Origin of the sequence: Burkholderia metallica (assembly GCF_001718555.1) — a bacterium.
Classification (GTDB): domain Bacteria; phylum Pseudomonadota; class Gammaproteobacteria; order Burkholderiales; family Burkholderiaceae; genus Burkholderia; species Burkholderia metallica.
Window position 1 is genome coordinate 1,517,378 of the sequence record NZ_CP013403.1, and the last position, 18,701, is coordinate 1,536,078.

The 18,701-nt window shown below is 68.7% G+C and carries 15 protein-coding genes and 1 riboswitch; of the genes, 11 read left to right on the forward strand and 4 right to left on the reverse strand.

The window, feature by feature from the left end:
• The first annotated feature begins 361 nt into the window (after window positions 1–361).
• Window positions 362–483: riboswitch (guanidine-I (ykkC/yxkD leader) on the forward strand.
• A 137-nt stretch (window positions 484–620) separates the two neighbouring features.
• The 4 genes from WJ16_RS26435 to WJ16_RS35375 all read left to right on the forward strand — a co-directional run bounded on the left by WJ16_RS26435 (window position 621) and on the right by WJ16_RS35375 (window position 4,780).
• Window positions 621–1,643, forward strand: a complete 1,023-nt coding sequence (locus WJ16_RS26435) for an ABC transporter substrate-binding protein (protein WP_069261144.1) — start codon at window positions 621–623, stop codon at window positions 1,641–1,643.
• Window positions 1,644–2,224: 581 nt separating this feature from the next.
• Window positions 2,225–3,436, forward strand: a complete 1,212-nt coding sequence (locus WJ16_RS26440; RefSeq protein ID WP_069259987.1) for a porin — start codon at window positions 2,225–2,227, stop codon at window positions 3,434–3,436.
• Window positions 3,437–3,843: 407 nt separating this feature from the next.
• Entirely contained in the window at window positions 3,844–4,335 is a 492-nt protein-coding gene (gene pal / locus WJ16_RS26445) for a peptidoglycan-associated lipoprotein Pal (RefSeq protein WP_069259988.1), read from the forward strand.
• Between the two features lie 280 nt (window positions 4,336–4,615).
• Window positions 4,616–4,780, forward strand: a complete 165-nt coding sequence (locus WJ16_RS35375) for a hypothetical protein (RefSeq protein WP_167375399.1) — start codon at window positions 4,616–4,618, stop codon at window positions 4,778–4,780.
• A gap of 86 nt (window positions 4,781–4,866) precedes the next feature.
• Here the strand turns inward: WJ16_RS35375 and WJ16_RS26450 are convergent, their stop codons facing one another.
• From WJ16_RS26450 to WJ16_RS26460, 3 genes are read right to left on the reverse strand one after another with little or no spacing between them, the layout of a single operon-like run.
• Entirely contained in the window at window positions 4,867–6,126 is a 1,260-nt protein-coding gene (locus WJ16_RS26450) for a cytochrome c (protein ID WP_069259989.1), read from the reverse strand.
• A complete protein-coding gene (locus tag WJ16_RS26455) occupies window positions 6,123–6,824 on the reverse strand; it encodes a (2Fe-2S)-binding protein (RefSeq protein ID WP_069259990.1) in 702 nt (233 codons plus the stop codon). The genes WJ16_RS26450 and WJ16_RS26455 overlap by 4 nt, the downstream gene beginning before the upstream one ends.
• On the reverse strand, window positions 6,821–9,697 hold the full coding sequence (locus WJ16_RS26460; RefSeq protein WP_069259991.1) for a xanthine dehydrogenase family protein molybdopterin-binding subunit: 2,877 nt from the start codon (window positions 9,695–9,697) through the stop codon (window positions 6,821–6,823). Before WJ16_RS26460 ends, WJ16_RS26455 begins: the two co-directional genes overlap by 4 nt.
• A gap of 500 nt (window positions 9,698–10,197) precedes the next feature.
• Here WJ16_RS26460 and WJ16_RS26465 point away from each other — a divergent pair, with 500 nt between their 5' ends.
• From WJ16_RS26465 to WJ16_RS26475, 3 genes are all read left to right on the forward strand, one after another.
• Entirely contained in the window at window positions 10,198–11,748 is a 1,551-nt protein-coding gene (locus WJ16_RS26465; RefSeq protein WP_069259992.1) for a sensor domain-containing diguanylate cyclase, read from the forward strand.
• Window positions 11,749–12,007: 259 nt separating this feature from the next.
• The gene (locus WJ16_RS26470) at window positions 12,008–12,283 is read left to right on the forward strand and encodes a hypothetical protein (RefSeq protein WP_069259993.1); all 276 of its coding nucleotides are present in this window, start codon (window positions 12,008–12,010) and stop codon (window positions 12,281–12,283) included.
• A 266-nt stretch (window positions 12,284–12,549) separates the two neighbouring features.
• The gene (locus tag WJ16_RS26475) at window positions 12,550–13,584 is read left to right on the forward strand and encodes a succinylglutamate desuccinylase/aspartoacylase family protein (RefSeq protein ID WP_069259994.1); all 1,035 of its coding nucleotides are present in this window, start codon (window positions 12,550–12,552) and stop codon (window positions 13,582–13,584) included.
• A 112-nt stretch (window positions 13,585–13,696) separates the two neighbouring features.
• On the opposite strand, the gene WJ16_RS26480 is transcribed toward WJ16_RS26475, so the two are convergent.
• Window positions 13,697–14,155 carry a GNAT family N-acetyltransferase gene (locus WJ16_RS26480; protein ID WP_069259995.1) on the reverse strand — a complete coding sequence of 153 codons (459 nt, stop codon included), beginning with the start codon at window positions 14,153–14,155 and terminating at the stop codon, window positions 13,697–13,699.
• 426 nt (window positions 14,156–14,581) lie between these two features.
• Here WJ16_RS26480 and WJ16_RS26485 point away from each other — a divergent pair, with 426 nt between their 5' ends.
• From WJ16_RS26485 to WJ16_RS26500, 4 genes are all read left to right on the forward strand, one after another.
• Window positions 14,582–15,142: a GNAT family N-acetyltransferase gene (locus WJ16_RS26485; RefSeq protein ID WP_069259996.1), complete on the forward strand. Its 561-nt coding sequence runs from the start codon at window positions 14,582–14,584 to the stop codon at window positions 15,140–15,142.
• Between the two features lie 56 nt (window positions 15,143–15,198).
• Window positions 15,199–16,146 carry an ABC transporter substrate-binding protein gene (locus WJ16_RS26490; RefSeq protein WP_069259997.1) on the forward strand — a complete coding sequence of 316 codons (948 nt, stop codon included), beginning with the start codon at window positions 15,199–15,201 and terminating at the stop codon, window positions 16,144–16,146.
• 77 nt (window positions 16,147–16,223) lie between these two features.
• Window positions 16,224–17,273: an LLM class flavin-dependent oxidoreductase gene (locus tag WJ16_RS26495; protein WP_069259998.1), complete on the forward strand. Its 1,050-nt coding sequence runs from the start codon at window positions 16,224–16,226 to the stop codon at window positions 17,271–17,273.
• Between the two features lie 7 nt (window positions 17,274–17,280).
• Window positions 17,281–18,633, forward strand: coding sequence for an LLM class flavin-dependent oxidoreductase (locus WJ16_RS26500; RefSeq protein WP_069259999.1), 1,353 nt, complete (start codon window positions 17,281–17,283; stop codon window positions 18,631–18,633).
• Window positions 18,634–18,701 lie beyond the last annotated feature (68 nt).

An 18,701-nucleotide genomic window follows, 5' to 3' on the forward strand; every position in this document is an offset into this window, starting at 1 on the left:
GCGCCACGCGGCTTTCCGGCATGCGCGCATCGACAGGCACTGCACCGGATGCGGGTGGCTGCCCTCGCGGCGGGCGTGCCGCGCACCATGCAAACGCGCCCCCGCACCGACGCAGTGCGCGTCGCGTCCGCCCGCACCGCGCGATCGTCGATGGCATGCGCATTGCTGGATGCATGCACCTTCACTCGCTACGGCCCACCTCATGAACAAGCTCGACCTGCTCCGGCGCGTGCTGAGCGCGCTCTTCTCCGCCCGCTTCATCGAACTGCAGCGCGCATCGCGCCGCCGCTGAGGCCGCCCGCAGCGTGCCGTTGGCACGCTTCTCGCTCGACATGACGCCGAGAGGTGCGGCGGCGTCGCATCTTAGGGGTGCTAGGGTTCCGGTTCATCGAACGTCTGGTCCGAGAGCAGCCCGGCGCGGATTCGTCCGGTCGCGAGACCGGACGCGCACACGCTACACGGCGGGACAAAAGCCCGGGAGATTGGCGATGGCAACGGCCGTCGCGCCTCTCCGTGGCCGCTTCGTTCGTTCCGCATCCGCAGGAACCGGCCACGCGGCCGGACCGTGCATTGGCATGGTCCGTATCGACGATCCCGATCCCGGTCTCCTGGAGAAAACGATGACCCGTCCCGCCCCGGCGCTGCGCCGCCTGCTGTCCCGCCGTTTCGTCCGCCACGCATTGGGAGCGGCCGCCACGGCCGCCACGCTGCTCACGACACCCCCCGCGCACGCGGCAGCGCCGCTCAAGATCGGCTACAGCGACTGGCCCGGCTGGGTCGCGTTCCAGGTCGCGCTCGACAAGGGCTGGTTCAAGGAGGCCGGCGTCGACGTCGATTTCGAATGGTTCGATTACTCGGCATCGCTCGACGCGTTTTCCGCGGGCAAGCTCGACGCCGTCGCGGCGACGAACGGCGACGCGCTCGTGACGGGCGCGGCAGGCGCGAAGAACGTGATGATCCTGCTCACCGACTACTCCGCCGGCAACGACATGATCGTCGCGAAGCCGCCGCTGCGCAGCGTCGAGGCGCTGAAGGGCAAGAAGGTCGGCGTCGAACTCGGCCTCGTCGATCATCTGCTGCTCGAAACCGCGCTGCAGAAGCACGGGCTGAAGGACGGCGACGTGACGCTCGTGAACGCGAAAACCAACGAACTGCCGCAGGTGCTCGGTTCGTCGACCGACATCGCCGCGGTGGCGGCCTGGCAGCCGAATGCGGGCGAGGCGCTGAAGCGCGCGCCGGGCGCACGCGCGATCTTTACGTCGGCGGATGCGCCGGGGCTGATCTACGACGCGATCACGGTCGCGCCCGCCAGCCTCGCCGCGCGCCGCGCCGACTGGGCCAAGGTAATCAAGGTCTGGTATCGCTGCGTCGCGTACATCGGAGACCCGAAGACGCAGGCGGACGCGGTGCGGATCATGTCGGCGCGCGTCGGCCTCGCGCCGGAACAATACCTGCCGCTGCTGAAAGGCACGCACCTGCTCGACGAGGCTGCCGCGAAGCGCGCGTTCCGCAAGGGCGACGGGCTCGATTCGATCTACGGCTCGACGCGCAACGCGAATGCGTTCAACGTGCGCAACGGCGTGTACAAGCAGTCGCAGGACGTCGACGCGTATATCGATCCGCGTCTGGTGACGCCGCATTGACGGGCGCGGGGCCGGGTTTCAGGCGCCGGCCCCGCACCTCGGCACATACGTGCATCCTGCTGTTGCCGCCGCGCGTTGTTTGCATCGTTGCGCGGCTGCGTCCGGTGGCGCAAGCTCTGGTACCCCTGCTCCGATTAACGGGCCGAAACAGGGCTGCAGGAGCGGTATCGCGCGATCGGCCGCGAACGTCACGTGCCCGTCGCGACCAGAAGGCTGCGACTCGGAGACCAGATCACCCTGCCCGCCCCCGCGTCGAACACGCCGAACCCGATCCGCACGGCATCGCGGCGCAATAGGTTAATCGTTAGCGACGTCGTGCCACAGCGCCGGCACGCGCGCCATCTCATCGCAATACCGGATCGTATCGGCCATGGGCTCGGAGTCGCCACGCGTGCCCGAGTCCGTCGACGGCCGGCCGCCGCGCCGCTGCCTGAACCTCGACCCGCGTCCGCCTCGCCGCGATTCCGCGCGATTTCGCAGAGGACCTTTCCTGTGCAGCGCATTAATCGCGCGTCGCCCGATCTCCAATAATGGCCGCTCGACCCGCCCGCCACCGGGCCGGGAAAACGATAAAAACTCCTATGCATTCCTACAAGATGAACCAGCACGCCAGCACTCGACTCGCGGGGACCGCCATTGCCACCTGCCTGACCGCCCTTGCGGCGGCCAGCGCACACGCACAAAGCAGCGTGGCGCTGTACGGCCTGATCGACACGTCGATCACCTATGCGTCCCACCAGCGCACGCACGGTGCCGGCTCGCCGGGCAGCGGCGCCGTCGCGATGACGAGCGGCGCGCTGAACGCGTCGCGCTGGGGGCTGCGCGGCCGCGAGGATCTCGGCGGCGGGACGGCCGCGGTCTTCACGCTCGAAAACGGGTTTTCGGGCACCACCGGCGCGCTGTCGCAGAAAGGCGTCGACATGTTCGGCCGCCAGGCATGGATCGGGCTGAGTTCGAAGACGGCCGGCACGATCACGTTCGGCCGCCAGTACGACCTGATCCTCGATTTCGTGACGCCGCTCGGCGCGTCCGGCCCCGGCTGGGGCGGCAACCTCGCGGTGCATCCGTACGACAACGACGATTCGAACCGCAACCTCCGGATCAACCACGCGGTGAAGTACACGAGCCCGACGTATCGCGGGCTGACGTTCGGCGCGATGTACGGCTTCTCGAACACGGCCGGCCAGTTCGCCAACAACGCGGCGTGGAGCGCGGGCGTGTCGTACGCGAACGGGCCGCTGAAGCTCGGCGCCGGCTACCTGAAGATCAGCCGCGACCGCAACGTGCCGAACCCGAACGGCGCACTCAGCACGGTGGACGGCTCGGCGACGATCACGGGCGGCAACCAGCAGATCTGGGCGATGGCCGGCCGTTATGCGTTCGGGCCGCATTCGGTCGGCGCCGCGTGGTCGCACTCGGCCACCGACGGCGTGACGGGCGTGCTCCAGGGCGGCGGCATCGCGCCGCTGAAGGGCGAATCGCTGGTGTTCGACAACTTCTCGGTCGACGGGCGCTTCTTCGTCACGCGGGCGTTGAGCGTCGCGGCTGCCTACACGTACACGATGGGCCGCTTCGATACGCGCACCGGCCAGACGCGCCCGAAGTGGAACCAGGTCGTCGCGCAGGCCGACTATGCGCTGTCGAAGCGCACCGATGCGTATCTCGAAGGCGTGTACCAGAGCGTGAGCGGCGGCAACGGCAACCCCGCGTTCAACGCGACCGTGTGGACGCTGACGCCGTCGGCGAACAGCAACCAGGTCGTCGTCGCATTGGGGCTGCGGCACAAGTTCTGACGATCCGCCGCGCGCCGCGACGCAGCGCTACGCCGTTGCGCCGACCGCGTGCGGCTTGCGTTCGGGCACGGCTCGATCGTCCTGCCTCCCGCCGCCAGGGCCGGGCCCGTGTGCGGCCCTGGCGCCATGGCGGCACCCGGCAAGACGGCAGGAATGCGGCCCGGGGTGTCGCATCGGCGCAAATAAATGCGGAGAAACTGGTCACGCTGTGACATTTTTCCTAATCTGTTTGCAGCGGCGCCGTGATTCGGCGCTCCGGTCGCAACACTCTTTCATATGGCGCACCACCGGCTTACGAACACGATTCACGTCGTGCGTACCGGATCTTTCGCGCCGTTGCGGCCGGATACGGACGTGCCGATCGCACGCCCCGCGCGTTCAACGCAGTCAACCGCAGGAGACGAACGATGAGCAAAATGAACCGAATTGCGGTCCTCGCAACTGTCGTGCTGCTGGCCGGGTGCCATCACGCGGCCAAGACGCCCGAGAATGCCGGCATGGCGCCGGCCCCCTCGAGCGAAGCCGTCGCAACGGTGACGGCCGACGACCTCAATAATCCGAACAGCCCGCTCGCGAAGCGCAGCATCTACTTCGATTTCGATCAGTACTCCGTCAAGCCCGAATACCAGTCGCTGCTGCAGGCGCATGCCGATTACCTGCGCAGCCATCCGGCACGGCACGTGCTCATCCAGGGCAACACCGACGAACGCGGCACGTCCGAATACAACCTCGCGCTCGGCCAACGCCGCTCTCAAGCCGTGATGAGCGCGCTCGAAACGCTCGGCGTGCAGGCCACGCAACTCGAAGCCGTCAGTCTCGGCAAGGAAAAGCCGGTCGCGCTCGGCCACGACGAGGAATCCTGGGCGCAGAACCGCCGCGCCGATCTCGTCTATCGTTGATCGCAAGCCATCGTGCAGGCGGCTCGCGTGGGGCGACACCCGCCGCGCGCCGCCTGTGACGTGCGGCGCCGTCCGCGCGTCGGGTTCATGTACGTTTCGCCGGTGAAGCCCAGGTGACGACTCGGGCGCCGTGCGCCCCTCCGATCCGTCCCCGTCGCATTCGACGACCCGCAACCAACATGGAATAAACGCCCCGCCCGAAACGTTTCGTCAGCGCGCAGGCGCACGGTTCACGCGAACCGGCCTTTCCCGCGGCCTGCGCGTCGCAAGGAGGGGGAACATGAAATCGGCAACGTTGGCCGCGGCGCTGATCGCCGCGCTGGTGCTCGTGCTGTCGGCGGGATGTACGTCGTCGGGGAGCGGCCCCGCGCAGGGGCCGGGCATGAGCCGGTATGGCGGTGGCGGCTCGGGCGGCAGCGGAGGCGCAGGCGGCAGCGGCTACTGAAGGGCCGCCGCAAAAAATCGGGCGAGGCGCCGCGCGCGCCGGAAACCGGCTGGATCGCACGCGACGCCCCGCCCCTCGGGCACGGCTCAACGCATCGCCTTCACGTCGGCCGGCGTGACGCTCGCGGGCTGGCCGCCCCACGTCGCGCGCAGGTAGTTCGCGAGCTGCGCGAGTTCGTCGTCGCTCAGCGTGTGCGCGAAACCGGGCATCGGCTGCAGGTTCTCGAAACCGGCGAACTTCTGCTCGCCGATCCCGTCGAGCATCGCGACCAGCAGGTTGCGCGGGTCGCCCTGGCGCAGCGTCGAGTTGCCGTTCATCGGCACCGCGACGTGCGGCTTGCCTTCGCCGTTGAAGCCGTGGCAGCCCGCGCAGACCGCGAGATACACCGAGCGGCCGGCCGCGAGCTGCGCGGCGTCGGCCGACACCGGCTTCACCGGTTGCGGCGCGGGCGGCGTGTCGCCGAGCAGGTACACCGACAGCGCGCGCAGGTCGTCCTTCGTCATGTACTGCGTGCTCAGGTGCACGACCGGATACATCTCGCCGAACGCCGAGCCTTGCGGCGCGATGCCGACGCCGAAGAACGTCTGCAGGTCCGCGCCCGTCCAGCCGCGCGCGGCAAGACCTGCTGGCGTGATGTCCGGCGCGGCCACGCGGCCGAGCGCCGCGCCCGCGAACGGTTTCGCGCTGTCGAGCTGGCCGGTGAACGCGCGAGGCGTATGGCATTCCGCGCAGTGGCCGAGCGCGCCCGCCAGATAGCGGCCGCGTTGCCAGTCGGCGGACTGGCCCGTCGAGGCGTCGGGCAGGCTGTCCTTCAGGAACACCATGTCCCAGAAGACCATCCCGAAGCGCAGGTTGTACGGGAACTTCAGTTCGTGCTCGCGGTTTGCCTGCGCGACCGGCCTGACGGTCTTCAGGTACGCGTACATCGCGTCGGAATCGGCGCGCGTGAGCTGACGGTACGACGTGTACGGCATCGACGGATACAGGCGCTTGCCCGGCGCCTTGCCGTCGTGCAGCGCGGCGTAGAAGTCGTCCGCGCTCCAGCTGCCGATCCCGTGATCCTTGTCGGGCGTGATGTTCGAGCCGTAGAACGTGCCGAACGGCGATTCGAGCGGTGCGCCGCCGGCGAACGGCGCGCCGTCCTTCGCGGTGTGGCACGCTGCGCAGTCGGCAGCCTTGACGAGATAGCGGCCGCGTGCGATCGAGTCGGCGCCGGGCGCGCCGGACGCCGCGTTCGACGCCGGTGCGTCATGGCCGCCGCACGCAGCGAGCAGCAGCGCGCAGGCCGCGGCGATCGCGGGCAGACCCGCGGCGCGCGCGACACGGTGAGCGAATGTGCGTTTCATGCGGCGTCCTTCACGAGTCCCGGGGTCGTCAGTACCACGTCCTTGACGGCTTCGTAGTAGCGGACATAGCCCGTGCAGCGGCAAAGATGCGCATCGAGCGCCTCGGTAATCGTGCGCTCGACGTCGGCCTTCGCGACCGGCTCGCGCTTCAGGCGTTCGATCAGCACGGTGGCCGCGTTGACGAAGCCCGGCGTGCAGTAGCCGCACTGGAAGCTGAAATGCTCGAGGAACTTCTGCTGAATCGGCGACAGCTCGACCACTTCGCCCGCTTCGTTGCGTTTCGCGTGGCCTTCGATCGTGCGGATCGAGCGGCCGTGGAAGAAATGCGCGCCGGTGATGCACGTGCGCATTTCCTCGCTCGTGCCGTCCGGCTTGTCGACGATCACGACGCACGCATGGCAGATGCCCTGCCCGCAGCCGAGCCGCGAACCGGTGAGGCCCGCGTACTCGTGCAGGAACTCGATCATCATCAGCCCTTCCGGCACCTGCATCGGGCCGACGGACTTGCCGTTGATATTGATCGACAGCGGTTTCGACTGGAACCGCACGAGCGGACGTTCGACGGCGGCCGCAGCCGGGGCCGAAGCCGGCACGGCCGGCGCGGATGCCGGTACGGCCGACACCGCATCCGGTGCGGAAGCGCCGGTCGCGGCGGCGCCGGCGCTCGCGGCCGAAGCCGCGGTTTGGGCGGTCGTCATGCGAGCACCTCCTGAATCTTTTGCGGGGTCACCGGCAGGTCGGTGAAACGATGGCCGATCGCATGCGCGATGCCGTTCACGATCGCGCCGACGACGGGAATCATCACCACTTCGGCGACGCCCTTCGGCGGATCGGTCTCGGACAGCGGCGGCAGCACGTCGCCCGTCTGCGTCCATACGGCGACGTCGGATGCGCGCGGCAATTGGTAACGGTTGAAGTTCCACGTGCCGTTGCCGGGGCCGTCCTCGTACAGCGGCAGGTACTCGTGCAGCGCGTGCCCGATGCCCATCGCGAGGCCACCCTGCAACTGGCCCGACACGAGCTGCGGCGAAATCTGGTTGCCGCATTCCATGATCGAGTGGTGCGTGAGCAGCTCGACCTTGCCGGTCGCTTCGTGCACGGCCAGTTCGACCAGCGTGCCGACTGCCGTGTAGTACGTGACGGCCGCGTTGTTGCGGCTCGTCGGCGGAATGAACACGCGCTTGCGGTCCAGCACGCGGTAGCCGTTCGCGGTCGGCGCCAGCGTTCCATGCATCGCGGTTGCGCCGGCCGGTGCGGCGGTGCCGGGCATCGGGCCGTTGTCGCCCGTCTTCGGCGCGCCGACCCGCAGCGACAGCCCGTCGATCGGCAGGCGTTCGACCGTGCCGCCCACGTCGAACTCGGCGTCGGTCCACTGCCAGCGGTTGAACACGTGCACGACGGCGCCGGTCGGCAGGCCGAGCGCATGCGCCTGCTTCGCGAGCTGTTCGAACGACAGCGGCTCGAGGCCGTCGGCGGTCAGCTTGCCGTCGACCCAGCGCGCGTCCTCGATGCGGATCGTGTACGGCGCCGCCTGGCCGCCGCCGAGTCCGCGCGTCCAGATCGACATCGCGGCCGGCCACAGGCCGTAGCGGAACACCGCGCGCGCGGCTTCGCGCGTGCTGTGCGTGAAGTAGTACGCGGAGTTCGTCGCGCTCGACGGCGACGCATAGCCCGGCGACCAGCGCGGGTTCGCGCTCAGGCGATCCTGGTCGGCCTGCGACATGAGATACGGATCGCCGCTCGTCTCGACCGGCAGGTCCGGCCATTCGGTCACGGCCACGCGCACGTCGGTGGCCGGACGGCCGAGCCATTTCGCGACCGCGACGGCCTGCGACGTCGACATCCCGGTACCGATCTCGGCCGCCGTGTGCTGCAGCGACACCTTGCCGTTCTCGTCGAATTCGACCTTCGCGAACGACGCTTCCGCGCCCGTGCCGAAATCCTTCTGCACGCACGCGAAGCCGACGCCGTAGCGCTTGCCCGGGTTCGCGGCCTCGTATTCGGCCTTGCGCGCGACGCGATGCGTCCACAGCGGATGCTGCTTCGCGCGCTCGAGCACTTCGTCGACGCGCAGCGCGCCGGCGGGAATCGCACCCTGCGTGTTCTTCATCCCCGAGCGCAGCGCGTTGCGCAGACGGAAATCGATCGGATCGATGTTCAGCTGCGCGGCGATTTCGTCCACCGCCATCTCGGTTGCCGCCATGCTCTGCAGCGTGCCGTAGCCGCGCGCGGAACCGGCGTCGATCGCGCGCGACGCGATCGCGACCGCGGCCAGGTCGCTCTTCGGGAAGTAGTAGATCGACTGCGCGGCCGTCGCGCCGACCATCGCGACCGACGGCGAGAAGTTCGAGCGTCCGCCGCCGTTCGCCTCGAAGTCGCCCTTGAACGACTGCAGCAGGCCCGTGTTGCGATCGACCGCGATCCGGTAGTGCATCTTGAACGCGTGACGCTTGAGCGACGTCTGGAACTGCTCGTAGCGGTCGTTCGCGAAACGCACCGGGCGGCCGTCCGCGTACAACGCGCACACGAGGCCGTAGAACGGCACGTTGAAGTGATCCTTCGAACCGTAGCCGACCGTGTAGCACGGATGCACGAACAGCTTCTTCACCGGGAAGCGGGTTTTCGCGACCATCGCGGCCGCGTTCTCCGCCACTTCGAGCGGCGACTGGGTCGGCACGACGAGGTGCAGCGACTGCGTCGCGGTGTCGTACCAGCAGTTCGCGTTGTCCGGTTCGAGCGCGGCCGTGTCGACCGACTGCGTGTTGTACTCGCGGTCGAACACGAGCCAGTCGGCCGACGGATGGTCGAGCTCGTTCGCGATCTGTCCGGCCAGGAACATGCCCTGTTCGTCGAGCTTGCCGTGCTCCTTGCCGTCCGGCCACACCGGCAGGTGCTTGCGCATCATGCTCGGGAAGATCGGCGCATCCTTCAGGCTCGAATAGACGTCGTCGTCGTAGGCCGTCTTGCCGCCCACGCGCACGTAGCGGAACGTGCCCCACGGATCGCGCTCGAGCGGGCCCGTGACCGCGCCGTAGCGGATCACGTCGTCGCGGAATTTCAGCGCGTTCTTCGCGAAGCGGAAGCGCGCGAAATCGTGGTAGATGAGGATCGCGACCGCATGGCCGAGATACGCGGGCGTCTTGCCGGCGGGCAGCAGCATGTCGTCGCCGTAGAACGTCGGGAACGCGACGCCGTCGCGCGCGAGATCGTCGGCCGTGACCACGCGGTCCGGCTTCAGGTCGTCGCCGAGCAGCGACAGGTCGAAGCCTTCGTACGTGCGGTCGGCCTGCGTGACGCGCAGGATCAGCGCATGCGACTGCTGCTGCGGCCAGTGCGGCATGTCGGCGGCGCGCACGTCGCGGGCGAATACTTTCGAGCCCGTGACCTTCGCGATGCCGTCGATGCGGAACTGGGGGATGCCGGTGACGCTATCCCATTTGACGGGGGTGAGGAGTTTTTCTTCGAAGAGCGCCGCGAATGCGCGGCTGCCCAGCGGCGCGACATACACTGCGACGCCCGCCAGCACGCTGGCTTTCAGAAAACCCCGCCGTGACAGGCCGTGGTTTTTCATTGGGGGAGAACCTCCTGATGCGGCTCGGACGGCGATCGGGTGTCGCGACGTTCGGAGCGGCGCGCATTCTGGCATTGTTTTTGATATATCGCCTATAGTATTTCTCGCATGAAATACTTATTGAATCTCTTATAACGGTATTCAGCCGGGCTGCGACGGCCGGTCGCACGAAGCGATTCGAGCGCGTCGCGCCCCTCCGTTGCAGCCGTTTCGATCGTGTCGGCCGCAACCGATGGGTCCGCACCGTGCCCACGGCGACCTGTCTCCTGCCGGCCCCCGCACCGCATGCCGTTCGCAAGGATGCTGCCTCCGCGCCGACGAATGCGCAAGACTTCCACGGGCGTGGTTTACGACTAGTGGCCGGCGTCGCGCACGGCGCCGCGCCGCTTGTGTTTCATGGTAATGTCGTGCGCATCCGGCCTGGCCGGGCCTTCGCCACGTGCCGTGCGAAGCCGCCAGCCATCGCGTCATCGCGCGACATCGTGTCGAGGTCAACAACCATGGCAGTCAGGGCGTCTCTCCTGCACTCCGTTCTCGCCACTCCTCCCTCCGGCAACCACCGTGTGACGGACGCGCTGCGTCCGTCGATGCTCGTCACCCTGTTCGAGGACGTGCGCCCGATGGCGCTGTCCGGGCTCGCGAGCGGCTTCGTCGCGGCCGTCGCGCTGATGCGGCTGCAGCAACTCTGGTGCGTGGCATGGCTGATCGCCGACGTCGGCCTGCTCGTCGCGCGGCTGTCGATCGCGCGCGCGTACACGGTTCAGCGCAACGCCGGCAACGACCGCGCCGAATACTGGGCGATGCGCTACGCGCCCGTGTCGCTCGTTGCGTGCCTCGTGCTCGGACTCGGCGTGATGGGCTGCGTGCAGGCCGTCGACGTCGAACTCGGCACGCTGTCGGTGATGGTCGCGGGCGGCGTGTTCGGCGGGATCGCGTCGCGCAATGCGGCGCTGCCGCGACTCGCGATGATGCAGGTCACGCTCGGCGTGCTGCCGATCGGTGTCGGTGCGCTGCTGGCCCAGCGCTCGGGCGCATGGCTGCTGCTGCCGCCGCTCGCGATCTATCTTGCCGCGATGCGCACGGTCGTCCAGCGCCACTATCGTGTGCTCGTCGCGCTGATCGCCGCGCGCCAGCGCAACGCCGAACTCGTCGCGCGTTTCGACGCCGCGCTCACCTACATGCCGCACGGCCTGTGCATGATCGACGGCGAGCGCCGCGTGATCGTCGCGAACCGGCGCACCGCGCAACTGTTCGGCTCGCCGCGCGAAATCATGCTCGATACGCCGCTGCCCGCCGTCGTCGCGACGCTCGGCGCGAACGACGCGACCGATCCCGGCGGCACGCAGCTCGCCGCGCAGTGCGAGCTGTGGCTGGCCTGCGACGAACCCGCGCCGCTCGACGTCGCGCTCGCCGACGGCCGCCAGCTCGAACTGACCCGCCACCGCGTGCCGGACGGCAACGCGGTGATCATCGTCGAGGACGTCACCGCGCGCCGCCGGACCGAACAGCACATCCGGCATCTCGCGCGGCACGACGCGCTGACGGGCTTGCCGAACCGCCACGAACTGCATGCCGGGCTCAAGCGGATGCTCGCGCGCCGGCCCCGCATGCCGGGCCCCGCGCTCGCCGTCATGTATCTCGACCTCGACGGCTTCAAGGCGATCAACGACCGGTTCGGCCACCAGGCCGGCGACGACGTGCTCACGCAGGTCGCGGAGCGGCTCGGCAAGACGCTGCCGCCCGGCGAGCTCGCGGCGCGAATCGGCGGCGACGAGTTCGTCGTCGCGCTCGACGACACGACGATGCACGCGTGCTCGCTCCTCGCCACGCGCATCATCCGGCAGATCTCGGCACCGTACAGGCTGTCGATCGGCGAGACCGTGAGCCTCGGAATCAGCATCGGCATCGCGCTCGACGACGGCCACGGTTCCGCCGACGAACTGATCCGGCAGGCCGACAGCGCGCTGTATGAAGCGAAGTCGGCCGGCAAGGGGATCTACCGGTTCTATTCGAGCGGCAGCCGCCGCGTCGCGCCGGCCACCGCGAGCTGAACCGGCCGCACGCAGGCCCGCGACATCGCGCGCTTTCCCCCGCTTCCGCCACCTGCCGACGATGCAATTCCGAAACGCTTTGCGCGGCCGCGCGTGGTGCCGCGCGTTCGCGTGTCACGTGACGTGTTCCGTAACATCGCCGCTCGCCACGCGTCACGTTGGCCGCAGAAGCCGGCACGATCGACGCAGCGCGAGGCTTTTCGAGCCTGGCACTCTTATTGCTCCCTGTCACGGAAACAGGTTGTCAGGGAGACCCAGCATGAATACCGTCGAAGTCCTCAGCCGCAGCGAAACCATCGACGAACTCGACGTGATCGACGGCGCATCGCTGATCCGCCGGCTCGTGTCGGAACGCCGGATGCCGGCCGCACGCGAAGCCCGATGCGTCGACAATCCGCCGCTGACGCTGTACGGCGCATTTCGCCAGGGCATCGCCGATCACCACGCGCGCCGCGCGAATCCGTATCGCGCCGGCAGCCGTTTCTGGGCACTGTGGGAAGAAGGTCGTCTCGAAGCTGAAACATCGGGCCGGTAAACCGGTTGCGCGCGCCGGCCTTCTCGCGGCGGGGGCCGGCGCGAAACATCACGCTCGAATGCGGCCGGCCGACGTGCCCGCATGCGTTCACCGCTGCAACATCGCAAGGGTTCCACGTATCGACGTTGCAACGCGTCCGCACGCATCGATGGGCTTGCCGGTCGATCGCAGTTCGCCACCGCATTCGGCATGGCGCGCGCCCGGCGCGGCGCGCGGCGGTCGTTTCCCGATAAGATGGCAGATTCCGTTCATCGAACGACGCCGCCATGACCGCCTCTTCCTCACCCCGTAATCCCATCCACTGCGAAATCGATCTCGACGCGCAAGGCAAGCACGCCGGCTACCTGCGGCTGCCGCATTCCGTGCATCGCTCGGCGTACGGCTGGCTGCCGATCCCGATCGCGTCGATCCGCAACGGCGACGGGCCGGTCGCGCTCGTGATGGCCGGCAACCACGGCGACGAGTACGAAGGCCAGATCATCGTGTCGCAACTGATGCGCGAGATCGAGCCCGACATGGTCAGCGGCCAGCTGATCCTGCTGCCGATGGCGAATTTCCCGGCGGCGGACGCGGGCCTGCGCGTGTCGCCGCTCGACGAAGGCAACCTGAACCGCAGCTTCCCCGGCGACCCGGCCGGCACGCCGACGCAGATGATCGCCCACTACATCGAGCACATGCTGCTGTCGCGCGCGCAGTATCTGGTCGACCTGCATTCGGGCGGCAGCTCGCTGCTGTACCAGGGCGGCAACATGCTCGCGATCGATCCGCTCGACGACGACGAAGCCGCGAAGCTCAACGGGCTGCTGGTCGCGTTCGGGTTGCACAATGCGCTGCTGCATGCGCCGAACCCCGTGCACTCGGCGTCGGCCGCGCGGCGGCAAGGCGCGATTTCGATCGTGACCGAGCTCGGCGGCGCCGGCATGGCCGACCCGTCGCTGATCCGGATGGGCCGCCACGGGCTGCTGCACTACCTCGGTCATATCGGGCTGCTGCGCGGCGCGCTGGTGCCCGATGCGCCGCCGACCGTCACGCGCTTCATGCGCGTCGACGGCGAGCGTCACTTCGTCTATGCGTACGAGCAAGGGCTGTACGAGCCACTCGTCGAACTCGGCGACCAGGTGACGGCCGGACAGCCGGCCGCGTGGGTGCATTTCCCCGATACGCCGCTGCGCGAACCGGTGCTGCACCGGTTCAAGGGCGACGGCGAAGTGGTGTGCAAGCGCGTGCCCGCGCAGGTTCGGCGCGGAGATTGCCTGTTTCAGCTGGCGGAGTTGTCGACGCCGCCGCGTGTCATCGAGTGATGCGTGTGACTGGGGAGAAGTCGCGACCGGGGAGCGTCGGCCACGCCCCACGTCGACGCTGTCGCGAGAGCCGATAACCGGCCATCCGCTAAACGGTCCGCGTCGCCCCCGGTTACCGCATCAACGCATACAGAACATCGGGACAGCGTTCCTCGTTTCTGCTTCCATCGCTGTACGCGACCGCAATGAATCCCTGCTTTTCGTAGAACGCGGCGGCAGCACGATTCATCTGGAACGTGTAAAGCTGGAGCGTGCCATCGGTCTGCGACTTCACCGCCTCCAGCAGCCAAGTGCCGATCCCGCGCCGCGTCGACTCGGGACACACGTACAACTGGTCGAGCCATGTCACGCGATCGGTGACGGAGTATGCGGCCATGCCGACCAACCGATCGTTGTCGACGGCGACGATCACGCCACCCGACGGAATCAGGATGTTGGCGACCCAGTCGCGGACTTCCGGTTCCGTGTGCGCGAGCGGTGCATACGATGCCATCGTGTTGCGGGATCGCAGATACAGGTCGCCCAACTCCGCGGCGTCGGCCGGGGTTGCCCGGCGCAAGATCAACGGCATATTTCCACTCCGGAATCGTCGAAAAAGTGTCGTCTGGCGCGATGCGATCGCAACGGAACAGCCCGTGCGCGCGAATCCCGGCCGATACCGGTCAGCCGCGCACACGCGCCGTGCTCCCCTTCGCCCGAACGACTTCGTCGCCGTCTCGAGCGTATCGGCGACACCGGATGCTACCCCACCCCACGCCCGCTGCAAGCCTTCTGACGCCGCCCGCGAAATCCTTATCGAAATTGCTTCGTTCGTCTTTGCCGGCCGCGCCGCTAACGTGTTCGAAACGACGGCGGCCCGCCATCGGCATCGCAGCAACGGGATGCGCGCCGGCCACTGTCATCACGACAACTCCGTCGCGATAGCGGAACAGACCGGACGGGCCGCGTGCCCGCACTCCGCCAGGAACGTCCGCATCGCGCGCCCTTCGCGATGCCCATGGCCACGACCGACCGCATCATCGACACGACGCCGCTCGACGTCCGCGCGCAGCCGCTGATCGACGCGCTGATCGACGAGTATGCGACCCGCTACAACGCGTATCGCCCCGACAGCCGCGCGTCCGCGCGCGATGAACTCGCACGCTATCCGGCCGAACTGTTCGCGCCGCCCGAAGGCGCGTTCGTGCTGCTGCTGCGCGACGGCGAGACGATCGGCGGCGGCGCGTTCAAGCGCTACGACGCGCACACTGCCGAGCTCAAACGCATCTGGACCCGCGCGGACCTGCGCCGCCAGGGCCTCGCACGCGTGATCGTCGACGCGCTCGAACAGCGCGCCGCGCGGCAAGGCTATCGGCGCGTCTACCTGACCACCGGCTTTCGCCAGCCCGAAGCGTGGGCGCTGTACGACCGCACCGGCTATACGCGGCTGTTCGATGCGTCGATCGCCCCCGAAGCGTATTTCCACCTGCGCTTCGGCAAGGATCTCGTCGACCCGTTGCGCACGTCGACGCTGGCCGACCTGTGGGCGCCCGTGCCCGAACCGGCGCTGCCGCGCTGACCGCGCCCGCACCGCTGACGCTTCCCTCTCTTCGCTTGCCATCACAGGACGTTTTCATGCCACGAGCCGTACCGCTTTCCTCCCGTGCCGCGCGCACGCTGGCCACCGCGTTGATCGGCCTGAGCGCGTTCGCCGCGGCCGCCGCCGCGGCCACGTTCGACCTGAGCCCCGAACAGCTCGGCCGCCCGCGCGGCGCGGCCGATGCGGCCGTCGAGCGCGCGGTGCCCGCGTCGTTCAGGTTCGCCGAACCCGGCACGCTGACGATCGGCATCGCGCCGAGCCTGCCGCCGATCAGCACGTATGCGACCGACGCGCGCACGGTGATCGGCTTCGACGCCGACATCGGCCAGCTCGTGTCCGACAGCCTCGGGCGCAAGCTGAAGATCGTCGCGCTCGCGTGGGCCGACTGGCCGCTCGCGCTCGAATCCGGAAAAGTCGACGCGGTGATCTCGAACGTCACCGTCACCGAGGAACGCAAGCAGAAGTTCGATTTCTCGTCCTACCGCAAGGACCAGGTCGGCTTCTACGTGCGCAACGACAGCAAGATCCAGGCGATCCGCGAGCCGAAGGACGTCGCGGGGCTGCGCGTCGTGACCGACGCCGGCACCAACCAGGAAAAGATCCTGCTCGCGTGGGATCGCGAGAATGTCGCGCACGGGCTGAAACCCGTGCAGATCCAGTATTACGACGACCAGGCGATGCGCATCGTCGCCGTGCAGTCCGGCCGCGCGGACGCCGTGTTCAGCGTGAACTCGGTGCTCGCGTACCAGAGCGCGCAGCAGGGCAAGACCCGGCTCGTCGGCGCGATCAGCGGCGGCTGGCCGCGCACGGCCGACATCGCGATCGCGACGCGTCGCGGCAGCGGGCTCGCCGATCCGCTCACCGTCGCGCTGAACGGACTGATCAGGAGCGGCCGCTACCAGCAGGTGCTCGACCGCTGGAACCTCGCCTCCGAGGCGATCGACCGGTCGCGCACGAATCCGCCGGGCTTGCCGAAGAGCTGAGCGCCGCGCGCCCATCGTCACGCCCTGTCACGTTCACTTCACGCTCATTTCACGCTCCCGCAGGAACGCCGCTCACCATGTCTTACTCGCTATCGCTGCTGGACAAGAGTCCGATCGCCGACGGCGCGAGCGCCGCCGACGCGCTGCGCTTCACCACGACGCTCGCGCAACGCGCCGAACAGCTCGGCTACGAACGCTTCTGGGTCGCCGAGCATCATGGCGCGCCGGGCTTCGCAAGCTCGGCGCCGGAGATCGTCGTCGCGCACCTGCTCGCGCACACGTCGCGCATCCGCGTCGGCTCGGGCGGCGTGATGCTGCAGCACTACAGCCCGTTCAAGGTCGCCGAGACGTTCAAGGTGCTGGCCGCGCTCGCGCCGGGCCGCGTCGACCTCGGCGTCGGCAAGGCCCCCGGCGGGCTGCCGCTGACCACGCGCGCGCTGCAGTGGTTCCACGACAAGGCGCGCAAGCCGGATTTCGCGGGCCAGCTCGCGGAACTCGACGCGTTCCTCGGCTGGGGCGTCGCCGAAGATCATCCGCTCGCCGGCGCCGTCGCGATGCCGGTGCCGCCGCAGGCGCCCGAACGCATCCTGCTCGGCGGCTCGCCGGACAGCGGCGCGCTGGCCGCGCGCAACGGCTGGCGCTTCTGCTACGCGGGGCATTTCAACGGCGACGACGCGAACCTCGAACGTTCGCTCGACGCCTACCGCAGCGCGGGCGGCACGAAACCGCTGGTCGCGCTGTACGCGGTGGCCGCGCCGACGCGCGACGCGGCCGAGCAGCTGATCGGGCCGCTGAAGATCTTCAAGCTGCAGTTCGCGGGCGGCCAGAGCTTCAATCTCGCGAGCGCGCAGGCCGCCGCCGAATTCGCGCGACAAAGCGGCGCATCCGACTACCGGATCGACGAACTGCGCCCGACCGTGCTGGCCGACACGCCCGAGCGCGTGCACCGCGCGCTCGACGCGCTGAGCCGGCGGCTCGACGTCGACGCATTCGTGATCGATTCGCCGGTGACCGACTACGCGGCGCGGCTCGCGTCGGCCGAATGGCTCGGCGGCGCGCAGTCGGCCACATCTTGGCAGGCGGCCGTCGCGGCCGACCGCTCCCTTTCCCCCGACCAGAACGCGTGACGCTCCCATGACGACCCGACGATCGATCCCCTTCGGCCTGATGCTCCAGGGCGCAGGCAGCCACATGAACGCATGGCGGCACCCGAGCAACCCGCCGGACGCGAGCATCAACCTCGACTTCGCGATCGGCATCGCACGCAAGGCGGAAGCCGCCGGCATCGCGTTCGCGTTCGTCGCCGACGGCCTCTACATCAACGAGAAGTCGATCCCCCACTTCCTGAACCGCTTCGAGCCGCTGACCGTGCTGTCGGCGCTCGCGGTCGCGACGAAGAAGATCGGGTTGGCCGGCACGATCTCGACGTCGTACAGCGAGCCGTTCACCGTCGCACGCCAGCTCGCGTCGCTCGACGTGATCAGCGGCGGGCGCGCGGGCTGGAACGTCGTGACGACGCCGCTCGAAGGCACCGCGAAGAATTTCGGCAAGGCGCATCCCGACCACGAATTGCGCTACGAGATTGCCGACGAATACCTCGACGTCGTGCAGGGCCTGTGGGACAGCTGGGACGACGACGCATTCGTGCGCGACCGCGCGAGCGGCCGCTTCTTCGATCGCGACAAGCTGCACACGCTCGATCACCACGGCCGCTTCTTCCAGGTCGCGGGGCCGCTGAACATCCAGCGCTCGCCGCAGGGGCAGCCGGTGATCTTCCAGGCCGGTTCGTCCGACACCGGGATCGGGCTCGCGGGCAAGTATGCGGACGCCGTGTTCACGCATTCGCCGTCGCTCGACGAAACGGCCGCGTTCACGCGGCGCGTGAAGCAAAGTGCGGTCGAGCACGGCCGGCAACCCGGCGACGTGAAGATCTTCCCCGGTATCGGACCGATCGTCGGCCGCACGGCCCAGGAGGCCGAGGACAAATACCAGGCGATCCGCGACCTGCTGACGATCGACGAGGCGCTCGCGTACCTCGGCCGCTATTTCGATCACCACGATTTCACGCAGTACGCGCTCGACGCGCCGTTCCCGGAACTCGGCGAGCTCGGCCGCAACAGCTTTCGTTCGACCACCGACCGGATCAAGGCCGACGCGAAACGGAAAGGGCTGTCGCTGCGCGAGACGGCGCTCGCGGTCGCCACGCCGCGCCCGAATTTCATCGGCACGGCCGAACACGTCGCCGACGAGCTGATCCGCTGGCACGACGCCGGCGCCGGCGACGGTTTCATCCTCGGCTTCGCGGTGCAGGCGCAGGGTGTCGACGATTTCGTCGAACTCGTGATCCCGATACTCGAGGCGCGCGGCCGCTACAGCCGCGACCTGCCCGGCGCGACGCTGCGCGACCACCTCGGGCTGCCGCGCAAGACCAGCCGCCACGCGGCGCCCGGCGTTGCACCGGCCACCGCGGCCGAAGCGCACGCCTGAGACGCCCGACACCCGCCGCCGCGCCGCCCGTGCGCGGCGCGCCCGCCCGACCGATTCGAGGATTTCCA